The following is a 20,810-nucleotide window of genomic DNA, read 5'->3' on the forward strand; positions in this document are numbered from 1 at the left end:
GACTCGGGGGCCGGTATGACGGTATAGGTGCATCGCTCCTCCCTGTGTCATCCCGGACGCGTTTAGCGATCCGGGATCCAGCGGCTCGATGTTCGCGGCAAGCACGGCATATGTATCACGCTCGGTGGTTTGCTGGATACCGGCTCGGGGGCCGGTATGACGACATAGGTGCATCGTTCCTCCCTATGTCATCCCGGACGCGTTTAGCGATCCGGGATCCAGCATGGAGCTCAGGGTTTACTTCAATGATTATTCACCAGATCGTCACCCCGTCTAATTCCACAATAACTAAAACCGTATACACTAAATAACAGCAACCCCGATTATTGTAATCTCTCATTCTTTTAGCCATTACGCTTTTGGACACGACCATGAGTCCACTTGAACTGCTTAATCTTTTTGCTGCGATGACGCTGTTGGCGTTAATCCCCAGCACCAGCGTTGCACTGGTTGTCAGCCGTGCCTCTACGAAGGGATTTGCCAACGGCGCAGCGGTTACCGCCGGTATTGTGTTGGGCGACCTTGTTTTTATCATGCTCGCGCTGTTGGGATTGTCGGCCTTGGCTGAGGCCATGGGTGAGTTATTTTTGATTCTCCGATATCTCGCTGGAGGCTACCTCATTCTTTGGGGTATCCAGCTACTGCGGTCCAAGCCAGCCACACCACATCGGCCTGCAGGTGCGCCGCTGGTCAACTTATCAACCAGTTTCATTGCCGGTTTAATGCTGACGCTAGGAGACGTTAAAGCCATATTGTTTTACGCCAGCCTGTTTCCTGCCTTTATCGACGTAACAACACTCAGTGCAGTCGACATTTCATGGATCATATTCATCAGCTTGATTGCGGTTGGCGGCATCAAACTCGGCTATGCCTATGGCGCGCAAAAAATAACATCCCTCAGCTGCGGTAGTACCAAAACTCATTTTATTCAGCGAGCCACTGGCGGCGTTATGATTACCGCCGGCGGCTATCTTATAATGAAAGCCTAGAACCATTTTAAAAATGAGGCCCTATGAAATACCTTCTCGTCTTTGCCCTGCTCATTGGCGGTTATTTTCTGTTTTTGAACAAGCAACCAGCCCCTGCGGCATTTAGCGGTAAAAAGCATAAACAACTCATTATGTATTCCCTCACTACCTGCGGTTATTGCAAGCAAAAAGCCAAAGCTTTAGAAGCGGCAGGTATTCCTTACCAAGAATATTTTATTGATGTTGATCAGAACCGACGAGAAGAACTGGATAAAAAACTGACGCTATCGGGTCTGCCTGCCAAAGGTTATGGCACACCTATTTTTGATGCCTACGGTTATATACTGCCGAACAACCCCTCTATATCCACATTGCAGTCATACCAGAATGACGGCTAACCCCATCTCTTTGGAGAAATACCATGCCCGCGCATGAGACTATTAATTATCTTCAATTTCCCGTCCGGGATTTAGACGCCAGCAAGCAGTTTTTTAGCTCGGTGTTCGCTTGGTCATTTACAGATTACGGACCGGATTACACGACCTTTTCAGCACCGGGCATAGAGGGAGGATTTTTCCGTTCACCGTTGGCAAGCAACACCGAAACCGGCGCAGTACTCGTGGTGTTCTATAGCCAACAAATTGAAAATACCTTGGCGAAGGTCATTGCCGCGGGAGGCGAAGTAATCAAACCAATTTTTTCATTCCCCGGTGGTCGCCGCTTTCATTTTAAAGAACCCAGCGGCAATGAGCTTGCGGTGTGGTCAGAGCCCGAGGTTTAGCACCCAGCCAAAAAACACAGCCGGTTACTCCAACGCTGGCGGCGATAACTGGTTTCCGGCAGCCCAGTTCACCAACTGATTAAAGCTATCAAGATAAGGCCTGACTGCAGGCCAGTCGGGACGTGTTATCTCAATATAGCGATTCTCTTCAGCCATATACTGAGCCGTCGCTGGCTTAGCGCTTTGACATTGCTCAGTGCGAATCTCTGCAAGAGTGGGCATGCCTTGTATCTGACTAAGCATTTCTTTTATTTGCGCCTCAGGCAAGCCCGCCGCACGCATCTGCTTAGCAATCTCTTCAGCTTTTTGCTGCTGCTCCTCTTCTAACTTATGCTTCTGGGCAGCGTACTCCTTCGCCTCTTGGCAGATTCGCAGGTCATCTTCAGCGCGTCTTGCCTGCGCCTGGCGAATGTCATCATATTCCTGAAGCATATTGGCCGCATTCACAACTCGCGCTTCTAATGCATGCCACTCATCAACGCTATAACCCTTGCTCTGTAAGTAGCTAGCCTCAGCGAGAGCATAGGTGCGCGGAGCATCCTTATATTGATCAGCATTTGCCTTGTAGTCCCGCAATAAATACTGCAATTCAAGCTCTGTCCGCAGGTAATCCTTTACTTGCGCTTCGCTTAGCGCAGCCGACTCGGCCAATGACCCAGCGCTAAGCCCAAGCATAAGCAACGCCACCAACAACGCTCTAGAGATACCCAACATATTCCCTACCATCTCGTATATTTCAACTCGGCCCAAGAATACGAATTTGCTGCAAAAGCCTCAAGCTTATTAAGGCACCTCTGATTAATTCGGTGATATCTCAAGCTTAGCCAAAAGCGGCTCAACAAGGCGCCGACATGAAGGAATGCTGGTTGCCTTTCAAGTGGCGGCAACGCAGTTGAGCCGTTTTTGGCTAAGCCCCGAGGGGCGGGCCTCTGGCGCACACTGGACTGCGTTGCCATGCTCATTAAGGACAACCAGCCTTAATCTCGGCAACTGCTCCTGCGTTGCGCTACCTCCTGCATCCATGCAGTCGTTCGCATCGCGCCTTGCCAGTGCGCGCCAGAGACTCCGTTGAAACATTACCAAATTAATCAGAGGTGCCTTAACTTATGGTGAATCGGTATTATTAATAATCTGACTTTATCGGCAAACCGTTATTTCTTTCACCAAGCCGATATATGTAACAATTAGCTCAGGGCGTATAAAGCCAATCAAAACGCTGCGGCGACAATAAGCACTTGAGGATTAATCAATGAGTCATTGGAGCAGCAAACCTCCTTTTCGCCACGCGGCACTTTCACTACTCCTTTTCATACTGGTCGGTTGCGCAACCTATATGGCAATGGACTTCGATAGCCGCTTTGGGCCCGCAGATGCGGAACAGTTTGAAACCCCAAAAACCACTGGCAGTGTCGACTACCAAGCAGATATTAAACCTATTCTTGAAAGTCGCTGCATTGTTTGCCACGCCTGCTACGACTCGCCCTGCCAACTCAAACTCGGCTCCTACGAAGGTTTAACCCGGGGCGGAAGCAAAGCACCCGTTTATGACGGTGCCCGTATCTTTGCCGCTGACCCAAGCCGTTTACACACCGACGGTATGAGCGTAAGTGACTGGCGAGAGAAAGGGTTTTTTCCTGTTCTAAATGAACGTGAAGACAGTCCCGAAGCTAATATCGAAGCAGGTTTAATGGCCCAACTGTTGCTGCAAAAACAGGCACACCCTCAGCCTAGCTCTGGCATTCTGCCCGACAGCTTTGATTTTAGCTTGGGTCGAGACCAACAATGCCCACAAATAGAAGAATACGCTTCCTATTTAGAGGATTATCCTCTGTGGGGGATGCCCTATGGCTTACCTGCACTCGACTCACACGATCACTCACTGTTAATGCGCTGGCTTGAAGAAGGGGCGCCTTATAAAGCTAAAACCCCCACGGTCTCTGCCGAGCTGCAGAAAACTCTCGATCACTGGGAATCTTTTTTTAACCAAAACAGCCCCAAAGCGCAGCTCATGTCTCGCTATATTTATGAGCATCTTTTTTTAGCGCATTTGTACTTTAGCGATGCCATGGAGGGTAGCGATGGCACACCGCAATTTTATGAACTGGTTCGTTCCTCTACGCCACCCGATAAGCCCCTTAAACTTATCAGTACCCGATTACCCTTCGATGACCCCGGCGTAGATCGCGTTTATTACCGCTTGCGCGCTGTGCAAGATACCCTAGTAGTAAAGGCTCATTTGCCCTACCAATTGAATAAAGAGCGAATGGACTTTTGGACTTCGTTGTTTATCGATGCGGATTATAGCGTCAGCTCACTGCCCTCTTATGAGCCTGCCAAGGCTGCCAATCCTTTTGTAACGTTTAAGCAAATTCCTTTTCGGTCTCGCTATCGCTTTATGCTAGAAGAGGCGGCGTTCACCATCATGGGCTTTATCAAAGGCCCGGTTTGCCGCGGCCAAACCGCCCTCAACGTTATTAACGATCACTTCTGGGTTACGTTTATGAACCCCGAGTTGGAATATGGCAAAGAGAGTGAAGCCAACTTTGGCAAGGTTCTAAGAACCATGGGCCTACCCGCCGAAAGCGAAGAAAATGCCTCGGTAGTACGCTGGATGAAATACGCCGAGCAAGAAAAAGAGTATTTAAAAGCCAAGTATCAATTTATAAACAAATTGGATGATCACGTTGACCTCGACCGCTCGCTAATCTGGAATGGCGACGGTGATAACGACAATGCCAGCTTAACAATTTACCGCCACTTCGACAGCGCCACCGTGATCAAAGGTCTGCATGGCGACAAGCCTCAAACAGCCTGGGTAATAAGCTACCCACTGCTGGAACGTATCCACTATTTATTAGTCGCCGGTTATGACGTTTATGGCAATGTCGGCCATCAACTTAACACCCGAATTTATATGGACTTTTTGCGTATGGAAGGGGAGTTCGATTTTCTGCTGCTAATCCCAAAAGATCGGCGACAAGCCGTTAGAAAACAATGGTACCAAGGTTCGGTGAGTGTGCTGGAAAAATACCTCAATGTACAAATGGATCGTATTCAACCTGATTCGGGCATTGAATACAGCAGCAACGACCCCTTAATGGAGTTGTACGGGATTCTGAAACACACTCTCAAAACCGTTCAGCCCACGCAATATGAACTTAGTAATGGCTTTACAGACAAAGCCTCTATCGACGCCTTGGATGCAATAGAGAATTTACCCGCTGCTGCCATTGCGCGACTGCCCCAAAGTGCTATTTTAGCCATTGAGTCAGACGACGAAAAACAGCGTCATTACTACACTGTGCTGCACCACAATAAATACACTAACATATCGCATATGTTTGGCGACGAAGATCGGCGACAACCTCAGCGGGATACGGTATCGGTGCTCTATGGCATAGCAAGCGCCTATCCCAGTGTCTTTATAAGCGTAAAAAAAGCCGAACTAAGCACCTTGGTTAAGCAGCTCCAAAACATAAGCAACGAAGAAGACTATGCCAGCTTACTAACACACTTTGGCGTGCGCCGCAGTAACCCAAGGTTTTGGGATTTCAGCGACACCCTGCATAAAACCTTTAAAAAAGCCCAACCCATTACCTCAGGTTTGCTTGATTACAATCGTTTAGAAAACCGCTAAAACATCTTATGTCGTGTTTGGAGAAGCAATGGAACATAATCCCCAGGGTCGCCCCATTCCTCAAGAAGCCTTTGACTGGTATGACGAATACGCCCATGGCTTGATTGACCGCCGAACGTTTTTGGCCAAACTCAGCGGCTTAACGGCATTGGGGTTTAGCATGAGCATGCTAGGCACTGCATTGATTCCCAACTATGCGCTGGCAGCGCAAGTGTCTTTTAACGACGCAAGCATTAAAGCTACCTACCAGACATTTTCATCGCCCAAAGGCTATGGCGAATGTCAGGGCTATTTGGTGCAACCTAGCGAACTCAATGAGCAAGCTGCAGTAGTGCTCGTGGTACATGAAAATCGTGGCCTTAATCCCTACATCAAAGACGTAGCAAGACGCTTGGCAAAACATGGATTTATTGCTTTTGCCCCCGATGCTCTTTATCCCGTCGGCGGTTATCCCGGCAATGATGACGATGGCCGTGCTATGCAAAAAGAACTAGATAAGACCAAGCTAGAAGAGGACTTTATTGCCGCCGCTCGATTTGCCAAAGCACTGCCGAATAGCAGTGCTAAACTCGGTGCCGTGGGCTTTTGTTTTGGTGGCTATATCGTCAATATGCTGGCGGCATCCATGCCCGACGAACTGGATGCTGGCGTAGCGTTTTATGGTACTCCGCCTGCAGAAGCACTTCGCGACAAGGTCAAAGGACCCCTCATGCTGCAATTTGCTGGCTTGGATACCCGCGTTAATAACACTTGGCCAGACTATGAAGCAGCATTAAAAGCCAATAAGGCAAATTACCGGGCTTTTACTTATGACGATATAAACCACGGTTTTCACAACGACTCCACCGGCCGCTATGCCAGAGACGAAGCCGAACAGGCATGGACCCGAACCCTCGATTTTTTTGAAAAGCATTTGCTGGAAAAAACCGTTAAAACGCTAGTCATGTGATTGACAGCCGGTAGCCTTGGCGTTAACGGCAAACGGCCGTGTCTGAACGCTTGTACTATTGATCTACGGACGAAAATATAATTATTTACTTCTTAGCTTAGCTACACTCTCTCAGATTTTTTCTGGAAGGCAGTCCATGAGCATCACAACTCACAAACCAACCGAAACCGTCCCCCGCATTGTTATTTACGGCACCGGCCAATACGGCTGTCATATTGCTCGTCTTGCCTTGCAACGGGGCTGGACAATTGTTGCCGCCGTGAACCGGGCTGGTAACAAAGTTGGCAAAGATCTAGGCCCACTTGCCAAACTGGGTAAAGACATTGGCGTCGTCGTGCAAGATTGCGACACCGTGGATTTCCGTGAACTCTCGGCAGACATCGGCATTGTCACTGTGAGTAATTTACTCAGCGTTAACGCCGATGCCCATGAGCGGCTGTTATCGGCAGGCATAAATGTCCTCTGCCACGGCTCCGAGTCGTACTTTCCCTATGGCTGCGATTCTAACCGAGCAGAAGCCCTCGAAGCGCTAGCCCTCAGCAATCAAGTCAGCTTCACCGGCGGCGGTATCTGGGACATGTCTCGGATCTGGAGTGGCATATTACTCCTTGGCCCCTGCACTGACATTAAATCGCTTTACCACAGCAGCATCACCGACATTCACGGACAAGTTGCCGCCTTTGAGCAGGCCGCTTTTATCGGCGTGGGTCTCAGCAAAGATGGTTTTTATCAGCGCGGCTTAGACAAAGCGCCGTTTGGGGTTTCTTACAAAACCATTGTTGAGCATGTGTTATGGGCCAGTGGTTACACCGTCAACCAATCCGATGTCACGATTGAACCCGTTATTTACTCAGACGCCATTGATAACCCCTGGGGGGGCGAACCAATTGCTGCGGGCGTTTGCGTCGGCACGCGTATTGTCGCCACGATAAATACCGCTGAAGGCGTAACTGCCAAGCTCAAGATTGAGCTGAAGCTCTTTCAAAGAGAGGAAGTGGAGCATGTATTTTGGTCGGTAGATGGCAACCCCAGAAACGAATTGCTTAACAACCGTAAAGACAGCGACCTCACCACGGCAGGCTGTTTATTTAACCGTATAAAAGATGTGATTTCTGCACCACCCGGCATCGTTCCCGTATCCAAACTCGGTCCGTTAAAACACAGCGCAATGACCGATTAACCACAATATAACTGATTATTATTTGGTCTAATAAAAAATAGGAAAAACCATGAGCGAGCATTATCTCATTGCCATGACTCTAGAAGAGTTAATGGCCGAAGCAAGACGCATCAGCCAAGTTGATATCCATGACCAAGAAGCCATTGAGCCCTTGGGGGTTTTATTGCACGCCCTCAACCATGACAGCCGACTGCATAAAGAGGGTGCGGTTGCCATGCAAAATAAAATACTTCGGCTGCTGAGTAATCGCTTAAGAATGCAGCGTGATTTTGCCGCGCATCCGGAGATTTCTGACGAAAAAATTGAGCAAGTCGTTTTTATTTTAGGCATGGCAAGAAGCGGTACCACTAAAACTCACCGGGTATTGTCTTCCACCGGCGACTTTAACTATATGCCTTTTTGGCAAGTACAGTACCCCGCCCTTATCAGTGGCGATCGCAATGAATCCCCCCAAACTCGCATTGACGCTGCAGAAGCATACTGCCGCTGGCTTGACGCGACCGTACCCGAAAGCAAGCTGGGCCATAATTTTGAAACCCATCTTGCCGAAGAAGACTCGCTGCTCACCGAGCAATGTTTGATCGCACCGTCATTTTTTGCCTATTCAGAAGTAGACAGTTACAGCGCCTGGTTTGCCGAGTTGGGCTCCGCAGGCATGGTTAGCAATTTTGAATTTTTGAAAAACGTATTGAAATACCTTCAATGGCAGGGTCTAGCCAGTGCAGACAAACCCTGGGTACTAAAAGCACCCACCTATTATGGTTTTGAGCCCGAACTCCTCAAGGTTTTTCCCGATGCCAATATTGTCATGACCCACCGCACGCCATTAAGTACAGTGCCCTCCATTTGTAAACTACTAGACTATTTTCATGCCCCCTTCGATAGTGCCCGCCTTGACCCAGCGGCTTTACAAAGCGGGCTTGCCGGACTGCTAAACCTACACTTACAAAACCGAAAAACCACCCCCGGCCTGAACATGCTTGATTTTGCTTTTGAAGATGCAGTAGCAAATGTCGAGGCGGTGGTTAAACGCATCTATCAACACGCAGGCATACCCCTCTCTGAACAAGCGCTAGAAAACGTACGACAATGGGATAACAACAACCCTATTCACAGCAAAGGCAAGTTTGAATATTCTCTGGACGAGTTTGGCCTGACGGCCGAGGGGATTGAAAAAGAAATGAGCAACTATATTGAATTTGTCAGCAAGCTACCGTGACTTGCCTGAAAGGAAACTCCGACTGTTATTAATAACAGTCGGAGTTCAAAAAAACTATTGATTAATACCTTCATACAGGTACGTCGAGGAATTCAGCATGTCATCCATATCCGGCAGGTCTCTCACATCCGGATCAAGGTTATTGCTTTTAAACCAGGTACGCTCTCGGGCTGACTGACAACGATTATAGTCCAACACCGTCGTAAACAGCGCAGCTTTAAATTCAGGGCTACCATCACTGTAAGCCGCACGAATCAGCGCATCTACCGCATGCCCCAGGTCGGCAATTAGCGTACTAATGGCACTTACCGTCAGGGGTAATATATCAGGTAGATTTGCCAATAAATCGACCAAGGTTTTATTGCTCAGCTGGCTTTGCTGCCCGCCCTCGGCGTAGTGACTCAAGGTACTTGCCAGAGCCACCATATTGTCAAAAGAACCCTTCTCGTAAAGGTAGGCCTTGTCCCACTGCTGATCAAGCATCTTTAAATGCCCTAACATCAGTGCAGCCTGTTCGGCCGCAAAGCTTTCGCCTTCGCCAATCGCAGGAATAATAACGCCTTCCAATGCCTTACTGAGATTATTTATCCGGTTTGAAATATCAGGCAACATGAGCCACTTCCTCCCGCAACAGTTTTTCAATTTGCTCTAAAAATACCGCCCCTGCAGAACCTAACCAAGTGATCAACAGGTCCTGATGATTATTCCCCCGCTGACCGGCGATGATCGCGCTGGATAAATCCATAATTGCGCACTTCCAGGCATTTAATACTTCGTAGTAACGCAAGGCTTCTGGGTTTATTTTTCGACCAGAAAGTCGCTGATACTCTTCTGTAAATTTATTGCGTTCCATCAACCCACAAACTAGAAACTGACCGTTCGCATTCCAGCTGCCAAACAGTTTTTGTAAAATCCATGCGAGGTCTTCATGGAAATCACCAAAGTGCGCCAGCTCCCAATCGAGAATGGTCGTAATATTGCCGCTGGGCTCTTCAAACATGAAGTTACCCACCCGGTAATCACAATGCACTAAGCAAGGCTCTTCACATACAGGTGCATTTTCACGCAACCACTGTTCTGTAAGCGTAATCATCGGCACCGGCTCAACACAGTCTTGTCGCCAGGTTTCAGCCCAAAGGTTTACCTGATACAAAGCTGCTTCCGTGCTATTCGGCTTAGGCATGGCATAATTAGGCAGTTCAGCGCTTTTCCAACCATTCCATGAATGAAGCCTAGCCAGAATATCCAAAAACTGCGGGGCAATAAGCTCGGCATAGTGGCCATAACTGGAACCAATGCCCGAAACACTTTGTCCTTCAAGGCTACTCGGTTTAGTCACTCCTGAAACAAAACCGGTAATCAAACCCGGATTGCCCAGTGAATCGCCTTCTGCGTCAATGGCCAAAATAGGTGGCACCGGAAAATGCCCCGATAGGGCCTGTAATAATTCGGCTTCACGCAAGCGACATGTTTCGACAATGCCTTCTAAGGGATCCATTCGCAAAACAAAACTTTGCGCAGGATTCATTTCGCTATGCTGCAATTGAAATAAAAATTGCTCCTTAGAAGCGCCCCCCGTCATCCGTTTAACGCCGCTGATTTTTATTTCAGACAGACCTTCCGCTTCAAACAAACGTGTCAGTGCTTGCTCGATCTCTGCTGCGGTTTTGGGTTGGTAAGGACCCAGCTTGCTGCGCTTTAGCTTGCGCTCAAGAATATAGGCCATTCTAGGTTCCATTAGGGTGGAACGCGTGTCATGTGCTACCGACATTGCTGACTTCATCATTTTCCTGCCTTGGGTGTTAACACCCATTTTTGTTATCGCTTTAGTTACCGTTTCCCTGCCAGGGAAAACTAAATCCACCCTCGCCCATGCCATACCCTTTAGTGCCATCGGCCAGGGTGTATTCCATCATTTGCTCTACAAACATGAAGGAGTCATAGGGGAACTGCCAACGGAATAGCGGTGTACCAGTAAATTCCCAGAGCTTGCCGTTCTCATCCCACACTTTCCAATGAACATGTTTGAAACCAATGTCATCGTCTTCGTAGGTAATCGTTTCTTCGACTTTTTCCAGGGCCAACCAACGCTCACCATCGTGAAGTATCTTTTGATAGCTGTCGCCTTGCGTCGTAATACCATGCACCGCGACACAACCAACACCATTGTCAAAAATCGGCCAAGCCAGACGATAGTGGATTAAGCCGGTCCAGTTTCGTGGCCCCACACTTAGATCACGAAAGCCTTTATCGTTAATGCTAATGGTTTCACCGGTGCGTAAATGAATATCACCTACCACATTGCAAAACCCCTCAGGGTGCACATAGGTTAATTCTTTGGCGATGGCATCCTCACCTTCATTTTTACTGAGCGCAATACTATCGCCCATGGGGTGAATCAGATCCCATTCTAATTCAGCATTGAAATCATCAGTTTCAATTTTAACAATGGCTGTTTGTTGGGATTTGGTAGATTTCATCGTCATACCTGCCACAGTAATACCTGGATCAAGACGTTGATCGGTATACGGCAGATTCATGTTTACCCGGGTAAAAAGTGGCTTTCCATCCCGAAAAAAAATGGCAAAGCAATTCACTTCACCCACGTTTTCTAAAATTCCTATGCGGAAAAATCCACCGGTTTTTTTGTGACGATCATAAAAATTAAAATAGAAGCTTTGATTCCACTTATAAATATCAGGGTTGGGTATATAGCGCTCAATATTTTCTGCCAGATATTCATTGCTAAGTTCAGCCATGATTCTCTCCTCGCATCAGTAAGCTTTGAAAGTAGTGAAAAAGGGCGACTCACTAAAAGAGTGGTGAGCCGCCTAAGGTTAATACTAGAGATTCGCTCTAACGATTTAGTAGCTGTAACCTACCGTCAAACCGAATGTTCTTGAGCGACCGATGAACCGTGCAGAAGTATCTGAGGAAGCAATAACGTTGGTGGTGTAATACTCATCAAAGATGTTTTTACCCCACAGGGTGACACGCCATTTTCCATCTTCAGAGCGGTAACCCAAGCGTGCATTCACAACGCTGTAAGCCTCCATCTCGTTAAATTTTGGCGTAATCGCTTTAGCACCCGCGCTCATTTGTGCGGCGGTATAACTCAGCCGGCTACCACCAAAGGCTGCATCCGATTCTGATTGACCATTGATATTGACACCCGCATAGACATCCGCACCGCCCGCTAAGGGGATGGTATATTCCGCATCCAGCATATACGTCAGCTCAGGCGTAAAGGGGATTGGGTCGCCAGAGAAGTCTTCTAAACCTGTCGCCAATACCAAGGCACCACTGCCATCTGTTACTGCTTCACTGGTAAAGCTCACACCTTGATAATCTTTAACTTCTGATTGCAAGTATGTAAATGCAGCCGAAAGGCGGAGTCGCTCAGTTAGCTGTGCAGTCACATCCGCTTCAAAACCGTAGATCTCTGTTTTGGGTACATTGTCCAAGGTATCGAGGAAACCAAAGATAGGATCAAGCACTTTGGTTCTCAGCTGCTTATCTTTATAGTCATAATAAAAGGCCGCCGCATTTAGCTGTACAGAGTTATCTCTCAATGAGCTTTTAAAACCAATTTCATAGGCCTGAACAGATTCCTGTGTTACAGGATCCAGCTGGAAAAAGTTTGCCGCAGCCAGGGCGGGATAGCTTCCCGATTTAAACCCCTTGGAGAAGTTAACGTAGACCAGTGTGTCATCGGTGAGAATGTAGTCTGCACCCAAACGCCATGACACATTGTCTTCATTCAGCTCGTCAACATAGGGGTCGCCAGGTACACCATTATCATTGAGGGTATAGCAACCATTGATGCCGATGGGTGTGAATGGCACCGTGCCTAGAGCATTACCCAAAGTGTTAAACAGTGTAGCCGTGTTGGCACCATCGCCTACATCAATTGATCCCGGTGCATTGGCCGCCGCATAGTTGCAACTATTTACGTCGATGGTGGAATCGGTATAACGCGCACCCACCTTAACGGTAAGCTGATCAGTCAGGCTGTAGTCTAGGTTGCCAAAAAAAGCGTAGGTTGAAATCTCTTGGTCTAACGCAATACCGCTTCTGTGAATATAGGCGTTTTGATCGGTGTAGTTGGTAGAGTCGATGTAGTTAAGGGTTTGGTCTTCAGAGGTGTTACTTTCTTCAAAATTAGCCCCAATCACCCACTTGCTGGTTGCATTAACCGACGACAAACGGATTTCACTAATCCAAGTATCAATGGCGCCGTGGCTGGGAGACAAGTCAAACAATTCCAATGGCAAACCATCACCGTCTGTGGACTGTTCCTGTTCAAAATCCTGATAGGTGGTTAAGGCCGTCAACGTGATCTCATCATTCAGGTCCCAATCGCCTCGACCAACCAACTGTAAATAATCTCGCTCAGATGAAGGGTCAATAAAGGGAGACCAATCTGCTGCTTCGGTGTCTTCATCAGTAAAAGGTTGCGCTTCAATGGCCGCCAATGTGCCGGGAGGATTACCCGTGGCAGCATCAACTTTGATTGCCGGGTTATAAGCAACATATTGCTGGGCTTGTGGATCACTGTCATCTTGCCAGGCATTGATATTAAACAAATAACTAGAGCGGTCAGTTGGTGTAAATTCCAGAACCAAGCGGCCAGCGAAATAATCCTGGGCGCCGTTTTCATCATTCCGGCTGGCACTTTTTTGCCATTCATCGGCTTGCAAAGACGTGAACGCAAAACGCGCGCCCAGGGTGTCGGTAACTGGACCACTCACAAAACCATTCAATTCTTTTCGAGAATAGTTACCGATAGAAACATCCCCGCCAGCTTCAAACTCTTGACCGGGTTTTGCTGTAATAAAGTTAATGGCACCACCGGTTGAATTCTGGCCAAAAAGAATACCTTGCGGGCCTTTCAAAACTTCAACCCTCTCCAGATCATATGCCGCATGGCTGGCCAACACGGGAAACGGCATTGGCGCTTCATCTATATATAGGCTCGTTGCCGGATAGGCGCCCAGACTTTGCTCATTAAAACCGATACCACGAAGCGTAAAGATGGGCGTATTAGATGTGCTTGAGGAGAATACCAGACCCGGCACCACTGAGGTGATCTCTTCCAGAGAGGTCAGCTTCTGCTCCGCCATTTGATCGCCGGTCACTGCAGAAATGGAAAGGCCTACGTCGTTGATATTTTCTGCTCGTTTATTGGCCGTAACGATAACCTCTTCAAGTGCAGGTGCAGCATAGACATTTGTAGATAACATCACTGCACTGGCAATACCCAATACAATGGGGTTCTTTTTACGAAAGTTATTCATGTGATACCCTCTGTTTATCGCAGCTAGAGGTCTGATATAGCTCATCTGTACTTTTAGAAACTGCCAAAAGCTGCTGGATTGTTACTATCTTTTACTTAGAGTTATTTAGCCCAACCATCCGATCTTTTATGTGCCATAGTCTTTTATTGATTGGCGATAAAAGATATTAGCTGGGTCTAGATACACAGTAGCAAGCAGTATGAGTTGTGTATATTGACGGATATCCGTTATTTTTATGTCCGTGTGTTAAAGAAATAATAGTTAAAATATCTATAAGTCATTGATTTATTATATATTGTCAATTCTAAGTAGGTATAAGTACTTATTATTACTTACGCTAAGTCATATACTCTTCGTTACATAAAGAAGGCCTTATGCAATGAACAATTATAATTTTGAACTCAGTAATCACAGTCACAGCCAAAAGATACTTCATCGTTCTAAGGCTGATGGGATATCGCTGTTTATTTTTGACAAACGCCAGCAAGATGATCAGGCGGTCAATTTTCTATACCAACGGTATACCAAGCCAGAGGCAATGGATGACTATCGTCTTCGTCTATACAAAGTCGATTCCTTTCTTCAAAAAATGGCCGAGCCCGGCGCACTTAAAAACGCAGAAGTTGCGGTTAAAACAAAACAGAACATCCAATCCAATCAATTGCCTAGCACTAACGACCCTACCAGTATTTATTGGCGTGGCCTTGGTAATTATGGCTATCGCCAAACTGCCTGCATGATCCACCCACTCAGTAAAAATCTGCAACTAATCATTGGAATGCAGATGCTACAACCACGGAAAAATCTCCAAGTTGAGCAAGCCTTATCTGCCATGGAGGATTGGATCTCCGACAGCAGTGATTATATCTTGGAGCATTCAATCAATGCCCTAAAGAACAATCATGTGGTGGTTTCCCCGCTACACGATCTAGAGACTGTCGCCGAGGGCATTAGCCCGAGAGAACAACAGGTTGTTTTTGAGATATTGCAAGGAAAGAGTAATAAGCAGATTGCAGACTCACTGTCCTTATCCTATTACACCGTAGAGAATCATTTACGCCGAATTTACAAAAAATTTGGTGTGCATAGCCGTACCGCTCTTATTGCTATTCTCAGGTCATGAACAGAATATAAGGCGTTAAGCTAATCCCGGTAGCAGCCCCGGTAACGAAAACAAAAGCCCAGGGTTGAGTCGGGATGGCGCTCAAACTGAAAATCTATCGTCATATCTCCAGCAAGATCGTAAACCCGGTCTTCAGTACCCCGCTCGCCATTAATAAAAATGCGATTCTGGGCATCGACATAAACCTCGTAGCTGGCCTGATTGGGCGTTCCATCTAAAAACAACGACGCGGCAAAGGCCAGCAACACAATTGCCGCCGCCGCTGACAAAATCGCAATCAGTAAACGTTTCAACACAAGTTAGTCCTTAGCTTCTAATCGCAGCGCCTGCAGCCCTTCCTCTATCGTGGCTAAATGTTCGCGAAGTCCTTTTTTATTGGTGGCAATCCCCACCGTCAGGATATCCAACACCGCCATATGGGCCAAGCGCGAGGGCAACGGCGTGTAGTTGCCGCCGTCTCTATCGAGATCAATATAAATCGGCACATCGCTGGCATCCGCAACTGGCGTGCCGCTTGGGGCTAAGGCGATCACCGGGGCGCCATTGTTCTGCGCCAGCTTGATCACATCTAACAATGCCCGGGTGCGGCCCGATTGGGAGATAGCCACCACCACATCGTGGCTGTGTAATGACATAGCCGACATCGCTTGCATATGCGGGTCAGAATAAACACTGGCACTGATCTGCAGGCGAAAAAAGTTGTGCTGAGCATCGCTGGCCACCGCGGCCGAGGCACCAAAGCCATAAAATTCCACCCGCCGGGCATTGGACAATAGCTCCACCGCTTTCTCGACCGCATCTAATTCAATGGCGTCTCGAACCTTCTTCATTGCCTCCATAGTCGCGTCAAACACTTTAAAGGTGTACTGGCGAGCACTGTCTTCATCGGTGAAGGTAAAGGCTTCGTACTCGGGGCTATGAGCGAGGTGTTGAGCCAAAGAAAGTTTGAAATTCTGAAAACCATCGCAGCCCACCGCTCGGCAAAACCGCACCACCGTGGGCTCACTGACATGCGCCTCTTGGGCCAAGTCCACAATGCGCATATGGATCACTTCACGCTGATTGGCCAAAATATAATCCGCCACCAATCGCTCACTGCGACGCAGTGAGTCTCTGGCAGTTTCAATAGCGCGAATGACATTTCTGGGTCTCAAAGTCGACGTATCCTCTTAGTATCACACGAGAAGTGTGCGCCCTCGAATTGTAACCCAAGCGCAAGTCAGAAGCCGCAGACCCGACAAAGATTCGGTTTTTCAGGTAAGCATTATGACAAGACATGAAATGTGATCTCGGCCATACACGCGAAGCCTGCTAGAATACCGCGCCATGGACGTATCTTATATTCTCGATGATCTCAACGATGCCCAGCGCGACGCGGTAACAGCCGATAGCCCCGGCACCCTAGTGCTTGCCGGTGCCGGCAGTGGCAAAACCCGTGTGCTGGTACACCGCATTGCCTGGAAGATTCAGGTCGAAAACCTGTCACCCTACAGCATTCTTGCCGTGACCTTTACCAATAAGGCTGCCAAGGAAATGCGGGGCCGCATTGAATCACTGCTGGGCACTGGCTTGCATGGCGGTATGTGGGTGGGCACCTTTCACGGTCTGGCTCACCGCTTACTAAAGGCCCACGCACCTGAGGCCAAACTGCCTGATAACTTTCAGATCTTGGACAGCGACGATCAGCTACGGTTGCTAAAGCGTATTCACAAAGAGCTGAGCCTTGATGACGCGCGCTGGCCACCCCGGCAATCTTGCTATTTTATCAACGGCCACAAAGATGAAGGCCGTCGAGCCGCGCATATCGATGATGCCGGTGGCGATCTGTATATCAAAACCATGCTGCAAGTTTATCGCCGCTATGAAGAGATCTGCCTACAACAAGGCGTGGTGGATTTTGCCGAGCTGCTGCTGCGGGCATTAGAGCTATGGCGAGATAACCCCGCTGTGCTGGATCATTATCAACAGCGGTTTAAACACGTGCTGGTAGACGAGTTTCAAGACACCAACGCGGTTCAGTATGCTTGGCTGCGACTGCTAGCGGGTAAGGGCATGGCCATTACCGCAGTTGGTGACGACGACCAGTCGATTTATGGCTGGCGTGGGGCGCGAATTGAAAATATTCAGCAGTTCTCCAAAGACTTCAGCGATACGCAAATTGTGCGGCTGGAACAAAACTACCGCTCCACCGCGAATATTCTACAGGCTGCCAACGCGGTTATTGTCAATAACAGCCAGCGGCTGGGCAAAGAGCTGTGGACCAGTGGTGAAGAAGGCGACAAGATCGTGCTCTTCTCTGCCTTTAATGAGCAGGACGAAGCCCGCTATATTACCGATCGCATTGAGTCCCTACTGAAAGAAGATTACCGACGTTCAGACATTGGTATTCTCTACCGCAGCAACGCCCAATCCCGGGTACTGGAAGAATTCCTGATTCGGGCCGGGCTACCCTATCGCATCTATGGCGGTCAGCGATTCTATGATCGTTTAGAAATTAAAAACGCCTTAGCGTATTTGCGGCTAATCGCCCTGCGAGATGATGACACGGCAGTGGAGCGCATCATTAACACGCCCACCCGCGGCATTGGCAACCGCACCGTAGAAATTCTTCGGGATTACGCCCGTCAACATCAATTATCGTTGTGGAAGGCTGCCGCTGCCATTGTCCAACAAGACCTGCTCGCCGCCAGAGCCAGCAATGCCCTGCGTAACTTTCTGTCCTTAATCGAAAACTTAGCTCAACAAACCCAAGAAATGGGGCTGGATGCACAAGTCGATCACATCATTGAACATTCCGGCCTGATTCCCTTTCACGAGAAAGAAAAAGGCGAAAAAGGCCAGGCCCGGGTAGAAAACCTCCATGAGCTGGTCAGCGCTGCCCGTAGCTATCAGGCCGAAGACGAAGAAGCCGACATCCTCCGCCAGTTTCTGGACGATGCCGCGCTGGATGCCGGCGACAAACAAGCTGACGAGCACGAAGACTGTGTGCAGCTCATGACGCTGCACTCGGCCAAAGGTTTGGAGTTTCCCGTGGTCTTTATCGCCGGGGTGGAAGAAAACCTCTTTCCCCACAAAATGTCGATGGAAGACCCCATACGTTTAGAGGAGGAGCGCCGACTGGCCTATGTTGGCATTACCCGAGCTGAACAAAAACTGTTTCTGACTTACGCCGAATCCCGTCGTCTGCACGGCCAGGAAAATTTCAACAGCCTCTCTCGCTTTATCCGTGAAATCCCCAACGAGCTTATTGACGAAGTGCGTATAAACAATACCGTTAGTCGCCCCAGCAGTTTTGCCAGCTCAACCATTTCTCAGCAAGCCGCCGCTGACAGTGGTATTGCCTTAGGCCAACGGGTTTTACACAGTATTTTTGGGGCTGGCATCGTCCTCAGCTTTGAAGGCCAAGGCGCCAGCGCCCGGGTACAAGTCAATTTTGAAGATGAAGGTAGCAAGTGGCTGGTGCTGCAATACGCCAAGCTAGAACTGCTTTAGTTTCCAAGCAACACCGAGTCTGACTAAGAGCCCCAATAAATGAGTCGCACACACAATAACAATTATTATCCGCTGGTGATTTTACTTTTGGTCGCCGCGCTTGTCGCCATAAGTTATTTATATGTGGCTGAGCGCGGCCGTCATTATGTAGACGATAGCAGTCTCAGTAATACTGAAAAAACCGGACTGCAAGGCCAGAAAGTATTTCACTGGAAACTGGTCACCACCTGGCCTAAAAATTTTCCGGGCTTGGGTACCGCCCCCGAAAAATTTGCCAAAGCCGTCGACACCATGAGTCAAGGGCGGCTTAAAGTCCGGGTCTATGGTGCCGGAGAATTAGTCCCCGCCATGGGCGTGTTCGATGCCGTTTCTGCAGGCAGCGTTCAAGCCGGACATGGCGGCGCGTATTATTGGAAAGGCAAAATACCTGCTTCAATCTTTTTCACCACCGTCCCCTTTGGCATGAACGCGCAAGAGATGAACGGCTGGCTTTATCACGGCGGCGGCATGGAGTTGTGGCGAGAAGTGTATGCGCCCTTTAACCTGATCCCCTTTGCAGCGGGCAACACTGGCGTGCAAATGGCGGGGTGGTTCAATAAAGAGATCAATAGCGTCGACGACATTAAAGGCCTGAAAATGCGCATTCCGGGTTCCGGTGGCGAAGTTTGGAGTCGTCTTGGCGGCGCGGCTATCAACCTGCCGGGGGCGAGTTGTATACCTCGTTGCAAACCGGCGTGATTGACGCCACCGAATGGGTCGCGCCTTACAATGATCTGGCCTTTGGTTTTCATGAAGTAGCCAAGTACTACTACTATCCCGGCTGGCACGAACCTGGCTCTGCCATGGAGCTCATTATTAATAAAGACGCCTATGGGGCACTGCCCAAGGACTTGCAGAAAATTGTGGAAATAGCCGCCCGCTATGCCAATGCCGATATGCTGGACGAGTATACCGCTCGCAATAACGCTGCATTAACCGAGCTGGTTGAACAGCATCATGTGCAACTAAAGCGCCTGCCTGACAAGGTTATCAAAGCGCTGCATAATGAGTCCGACGCCTATCTTGAGGAGCTTGCCGCCCAAGACCCTCTCACCGCAAAAGTCTACAAAAGCTGGAAAGCGTTTCGGGATGATGCCAAGGAATATCATCATATTTCTGAGCAGTCGTATATTAACGCCCGGGATTTATAGGAAGTATTTATGATGGTCACAGTAGCGCAGCTAAACCGCTTTCTTGCAGAAGAATTTCCGCAAAGTAAATGTGTGGTAGAAACGCTGGGAAAGCTGAGCGCGGTTATTCGCTACCCGGTTGGTGAGGCTGAACTTCGACCCGGTGGAACCGTGTCTGGACCAGTGATGATGGCGGCGGCAGACTTGGCTTTATATGCCGCCATTCTCGGCACGATTGGTATTGTGCCTCTGACCGTGACCACCAGCCTAACTTTTAATTTTTTGCGAAAGCCTTCGGCTGAGCGGGATATTATAGCCCATTGCGAATTGCTCAAATGCGGTAAAACCTTGGCGGTAGGAAACGTGCTGATTTATTCGGAAGGGGATGAGGCAGTGGTTGCTCAGGCGTCCGGCACTTATGCCATTCCGCCCAAGCAAGCCACTCAATCAAACCACTGAACGAGTGCGGCCATTATCATCAATTGCCACAAAGATAAAATCGCCTTCGGTGACCTTAGCTGGGTCATGGTGGTCTTTGTCAGTGATCCACACTTCTACTCGAATCCGGATTGAGCTGCGACCCACATCAACAATTTCGGTATAGCAGCTCACTACCGAGCCAACGCTGACTGGCGTCAAAAAAGCCATGCCTTCCACCGCAACGGTTGCCACTCGGCCACCCGCGCGACGGCCAGCGGTAATGCCTCCCGCCAAATCCATTTGTGACATCAACCAACCACCAAAAATATCACCATTGGCATTGGTATCTGCCGGCATGGCGAGTGTTTGTATGGCCAACTCGCCCGTAGGGAGTGGAGTATCATCGATGTCACGCATAGCGTTTGTCTTCCTTTTGCTTATTTAATCGCGGCCTAGTTAACGTGGAGGCCAAACTAATGTCAATGGCGAATACATCGTCACTCGCGACAAACTACGCTTAAATGACTAGAAAGCGCGTACTAATCCGCAATTGTCTCCGAACGTGAAGAATCTGT

General features: G+C 48.7%; 18 protein-coding genes and 1 pseudogene. 11 read left to right on the forward strand and 8 right to left on the reverse strand.

Going from position 1 to position 20,810, the window contains the following annotated elements:
• The first annotated feature begins 371 nt into the window (after window positions 1-371).
• Genes IMCC21906_RS01520 through IMCC21906_RS01530 form a run of 3 tightly spaced genes read left to right on the forward strand, consistent with a single transcriptional unit; the run spans window position 372 to window position 1,749 of the window.
• Window positions 372-989 carry a LysE family translocator gene (locus tag IMCC21906_RS01520; RefSeq protein ID WP_047010689.1) on the forward strand — a complete coding sequence of 206 codons (618 nt, stop codon included), beginning with the start codon at window positions 372-374 and terminating at the stop codon, window positions 987-989.
• Between the two features lie 23 nt (window positions 990-1,012).
• Window positions 1,013-1,366, forward strand: coding sequence for a glutaredoxin family protein (locus IMCC21906_RS16160; protein WP_052763304.1), 354 nt, complete (start codon window positions 1,013-1,015; stop codon window positions 1,364-1,366).
• A gap of 23 nt (window positions 1,367-1,389) precedes the next feature.
• Window positions 1,390-1,749, forward strand: a complete 360-nt coding sequence (locus tag IMCC21906_RS01530) for a VOC family protein (protein ID WP_047010690.1) — start codon at window positions 1,390-1,392, stop codon at window positions 1,747-1,749.
• A gap of 24 nt (window positions 1,750-1,773) precedes the next feature.
• Here the strand turns inward: IMCC21906_RS01530 and IMCC21906_RS01535 are convergent, their stop codons facing one another.
• On the reverse strand, window positions 1,774-2,463 hold the full coding sequence (locus tag IMCC21906_RS01535) for a hypothetical protein (RefSeq protein WP_047010691.1): 690 nt from the start codon (window positions 2,461-2,463) through the stop codon (window positions 1,774-1,776).
• Between the two features lie 535 nt (window positions 2,464-2,998).
• Between IMCC21906_RS01535 and IMCC21906_RS01540 the strand changes: the two genes are divergently transcribed.
• The 4 genes from IMCC21906_RS01540 (at window position 2,999) to IMCC21906_RS01555 (ending at window position 8,734) form a co-directional block, all read left to right on the forward strand.
• Entirely contained in the window at window positions 2,999-5,386 is a 2,388-nt protein-coding gene (locus tag IMCC21906_RS01540) for a fatty acid cis/trans isomerase (RefSeq protein ID WP_047010692.1), read from the forward strand.
• A gap of 28 nt (window positions 5,387-5,414) precedes the next feature.
• Window positions 5,415-6,335, forward strand: a complete 921-nt coding sequence (locus IMCC21906_RS01545; RefSeq protein WP_047010693.1) for a dienelactone hydrolase family protein — start codon at window positions 5,415-5,417, stop codon at window positions 6,333-6,335.
• A gap of 136 nt (window positions 6,336-6,471) precedes the next feature.
• A complete protein-coding gene (locus IMCC21906_RS01550) occupies window positions 6,472-7,515 on the forward strand; it encodes a hypothetical protein (protein WP_047010694.1) in 1,044 nt (347 codons plus the stop codon).
• A 49-nt stretch (window positions 7,516-7,564) separates the two neighbouring features.
• Window positions 7,565-8,734 carry a sulfotransferase gene (locus tag IMCC21906_RS01555; RefSeq protein ID WP_047010695.1) on the forward strand — a complete coding sequence of 390 codons (1,170 nt, stop codon included), beginning with the start codon at window positions 7,565-7,567 and terminating at the stop codon, window positions 8,732-8,734.
• Between the two features lie 54 nt (window positions 8,735-8,788).
• Here IMCC21906_RS01555 and IMCC21906_RS01560 read toward each other — a convergent pair whose 3' ends face one another.
• The 4 genes from IMCC21906_RS01560 to IMCC21906_RS01575 form a co-directional block, all read right to left on the reverse strand.
• The gene (locus tag IMCC21906_RS01560) at window positions 8,789-9,346 is read right to left on the reverse strand and encodes a hypothetical protein (RefSeq protein ID WP_047010696.1); all 558 of its coding nucleotides are present in this window, start codon (window positions 9,344-9,346) and stop codon (window positions 8,789-8,791) included.
• A complete protein-coding gene (locus IMCC21906_RS01565; protein WP_231580299.1) occupies window positions 9,336-10,520 on the reverse strand; it encodes a phosphotransferase family protein in 1,185 nt (394 codons plus the stop codon). The genes IMCC21906_RS01560 and IMCC21906_RS01565 overlap by 11 nt, the downstream gene beginning before the upstream one ends.
• Window positions 10,521-10,560: 40 nt before the next feature.
• The gene (locus tag IMCC21906_RS01570) at window positions 10,561-11,493 is read right to left on the reverse strand and encodes a hypothetical protein (protein WP_047010698.1); all 933 of its coding nucleotides are present in this window, start codon (window positions 11,491-11,493) and stop codon (window positions 10,561-10,563) included.
• A 105-nt stretch (window positions 11,494-11,598) separates the two neighbouring features.
• The gene (locus tag IMCC21906_RS01575) at window positions 11,599-14,031 is read right to left on the reverse strand and encodes a TonB-dependent receptor (protein ID WP_052763305.1); all 2,433 of its coding nucleotides are present in this window, start codon (window positions 14,029-14,031) and stop codon (window positions 11,599-11,601) included.
• Window positions 14,032-14,410: 379 nt separating this feature from the next.
• On the opposite strand from IMCC21906_RS01575, the gene IMCC21906_RS16165 reads away from it, so the two are divergent.
• Window positions 14,411-15,154, forward strand: coding sequence for a response regulator transcription factor (locus tag IMCC21906_RS16165; RefSeq protein ID WP_052763306.1), 744 nt, complete (start codon window positions 14,411-14,413; stop codon window positions 15,152-15,154).
• Window positions 15,155-15,174: 20 nt separating this feature from the next.
• On the opposite strand, the gene IMCC21906_RS01585 is transcribed toward IMCC21906_RS16165, so the two are convergent.
• Window positions 15,175-15,450 (reverse strand): hypothetical protein, encoded by a 276-nt coding sequence (locus IMCC21906_RS01585; protein WP_047010699.1) that lies wholly within the window; start codon window positions 15,448-15,450, stop codon window positions 15,175-15,177.
• Window positions 15,451-15,453: 3 nt separating this feature from the next.
• Entirely contained in the window at window positions 15,454-16,308 is an 855-nt protein-coding gene (locus IMCC21906_RS01590; RefSeq protein ID WP_047010700.1) for an SIS domain-containing protein, read from the reverse strand.
• 172 nt (window positions 16,309-16,480) lie between these two features.
• Here IMCC21906_RS01590 and uvrD point away from each other — a divergent pair, with 172 nt between their 5' ends.
• The 3 genes and pseudogenes from uvrD (at window position 16,481) to IMCC21906_RS01605 (ending at window position 20,274) form a co-directional block, all read left to right on the forward strand.
• Window positions 16,481-18,646: a DNA helicase II gene (uvrD, locus tag IMCC21906_RS01595; protein WP_047010701.1), complete on the forward strand. Its 2,166-nt coding sequence runs from the start codon at window positions 16,481-16,483 to the stop codon at window positions 18,644-18,646.
• A gap of 39 nt (window positions 18,647-18,685) precedes the next feature.
• Window positions 18,686-19,836 (forward strand): annotated as a pseudogene (locus tag IMCC21906_RS01600) (TRAP transporter substrate-binding protein).
• 9 nt (window positions 19,837-19,845) lie between these two features.
• A complete protein-coding gene (locus IMCC21906_RS01605) occupies window positions 19,846-20,274 on the forward strand; it encodes a PaaI family thioesterase (RefSeq protein WP_047010702.1) in 429 nt (142 codons plus the stop codon).
• On the opposite strand, the gene IMCC21906_RS01610 is transcribed toward IMCC21906_RS01605, so the two are convergent.
• Entirely contained in the window at window positions 20,263-20,652 is a 390-nt protein-coding gene (locus IMCC21906_RS01610) for an acyl-CoA thioesterase (protein ID WP_047010703.1), read from the reverse strand. The genes IMCC21906_RS01605 and IMCC21906_RS01610 overlap by 12 nt on opposite strands.
• Window positions 20,653-20,810: the final 158 nt, after the last annotated feature.

The organism is Spongiibacter sp. IMCC21906, assembly GCF_001010805.1.
In the GTDB taxonomy this organism is placed as follows: Bacteria; Pseudomonadota; Gammaproteobacteria; order Pseudomonadales; family Spongiibacteraceae; genus Spongiibacter.

Bases quoted from the DNA above. Each gene is read 5' to 3' on its own strand.
- IMCC21906_RS01520 (WP_047010689.1), top strand. From the start codon at position 372: ATGAGTCCACTTGAACTGCTTAATCTTTTTGCTGCGATGACGCTGTTG.
- IMCC21906_RS16160 (WP_052763304.1), top strand. From the start codon at position 1,013: ATGAAATACCTTCTCGTCTTTGCCCTGCTCATTGGCGGTTATTTTCTG.
- IMCC21906_RS01530 (WP_047010690.1), top strand. From the start codon at position 1,390: ATGCCCGCGCATGAGACTATTAATTATCTTCAATTTCCCGTCCGGGAT.
- IMCC21906_RS01535 (WP_047010691.1), bottom strand. From the start codon at position 2,463: ATGTTGGGTATCTCTAGAGCGTTGTTGGTGGCGTTGCTTATGCTTGGG.
- IMCC21906_RS01540 (WP_047010692.1), top strand. From the start codon at position 2,999: ATGAGTCATTGGAGCAGCAAACCTCCTTTTCGCCACGCGGCACTTTCA.
- IMCC21906_RS01545 (WP_047010693.1), top strand. From the start codon at position 5,415: ATGGAACATAATCCCCAGGGTCGCCCCATTCCTCAAGAAGCCTTTGAC.
- IMCC21906_RS01550 (WP_047010694.1), top strand. From the start codon at position 6,472: ATGAGCATCACAACTCACAAACCAACCGAAACCGTCCCCCGCATTGTT.
- IMCC21906_RS01555 (WP_047010695.1), top strand. From the start codon at position 7,565: ATGAGCGAGCATTATCTCATTGCCATGACTCTAGAAGAGTTAATGGCC.
- IMCC21906_RS01560 (WP_047010696.1), bottom strand. From the start codon at position 9,346: ATGTTGCCTGATATTTCAAACCGGATAAATAATCTCAGTAAGGCATTG.
- IMCC21906_RS01565 (WP_231580299.1), bottom strand. From the start codon at position 10,520: ATGATGAAGTCAGCAATGTCGGTAGCACATGACACGCGTTCCACCCTA.
- IMCC21906_RS01570 (WP_047010698.1), bottom strand. From the start codon at position 11,493: ATGGCTGAACTTAGCAATGAATATCTGGCAGAAAATATTGAGCGCTAT.
- IMCC21906_RS01575 (WP_052763305.1), bottom strand. From the start codon at position 14,031: ATGAATAACTTTCGTAAAAAGAACCCCATTGTATTGGGTATTGCCAGT.
- IMCC21906_RS16165 (WP_052763306.1), top strand. From the start codon at position 14,411: ATGAACAATTATAATTTTGAACTCAGTAATCACAGTCACAGCCAAAAG.
- uvrD (WP_047010701.1), top strand. From the start codon at position 16,481: ATGGACGTATCTTATATTCTCGATGATCTCAACGATGCCCAGCGCGAC.
- IMCC21906_RS01605 (WP_047010702.1), top strand. From the start codon at position 19,846: ATGATGGTCACAGTAGCGCAGCTAAACCGCTTTCTTGCAGAAGAATTT.
- IMCC21906_RS01610 (WP_047010703.1), bottom strand. From the start codon at position 20,652: ATGCGTGACATCGATGATACTCCACTCCCTACGGGCGAGTTGGCCATA.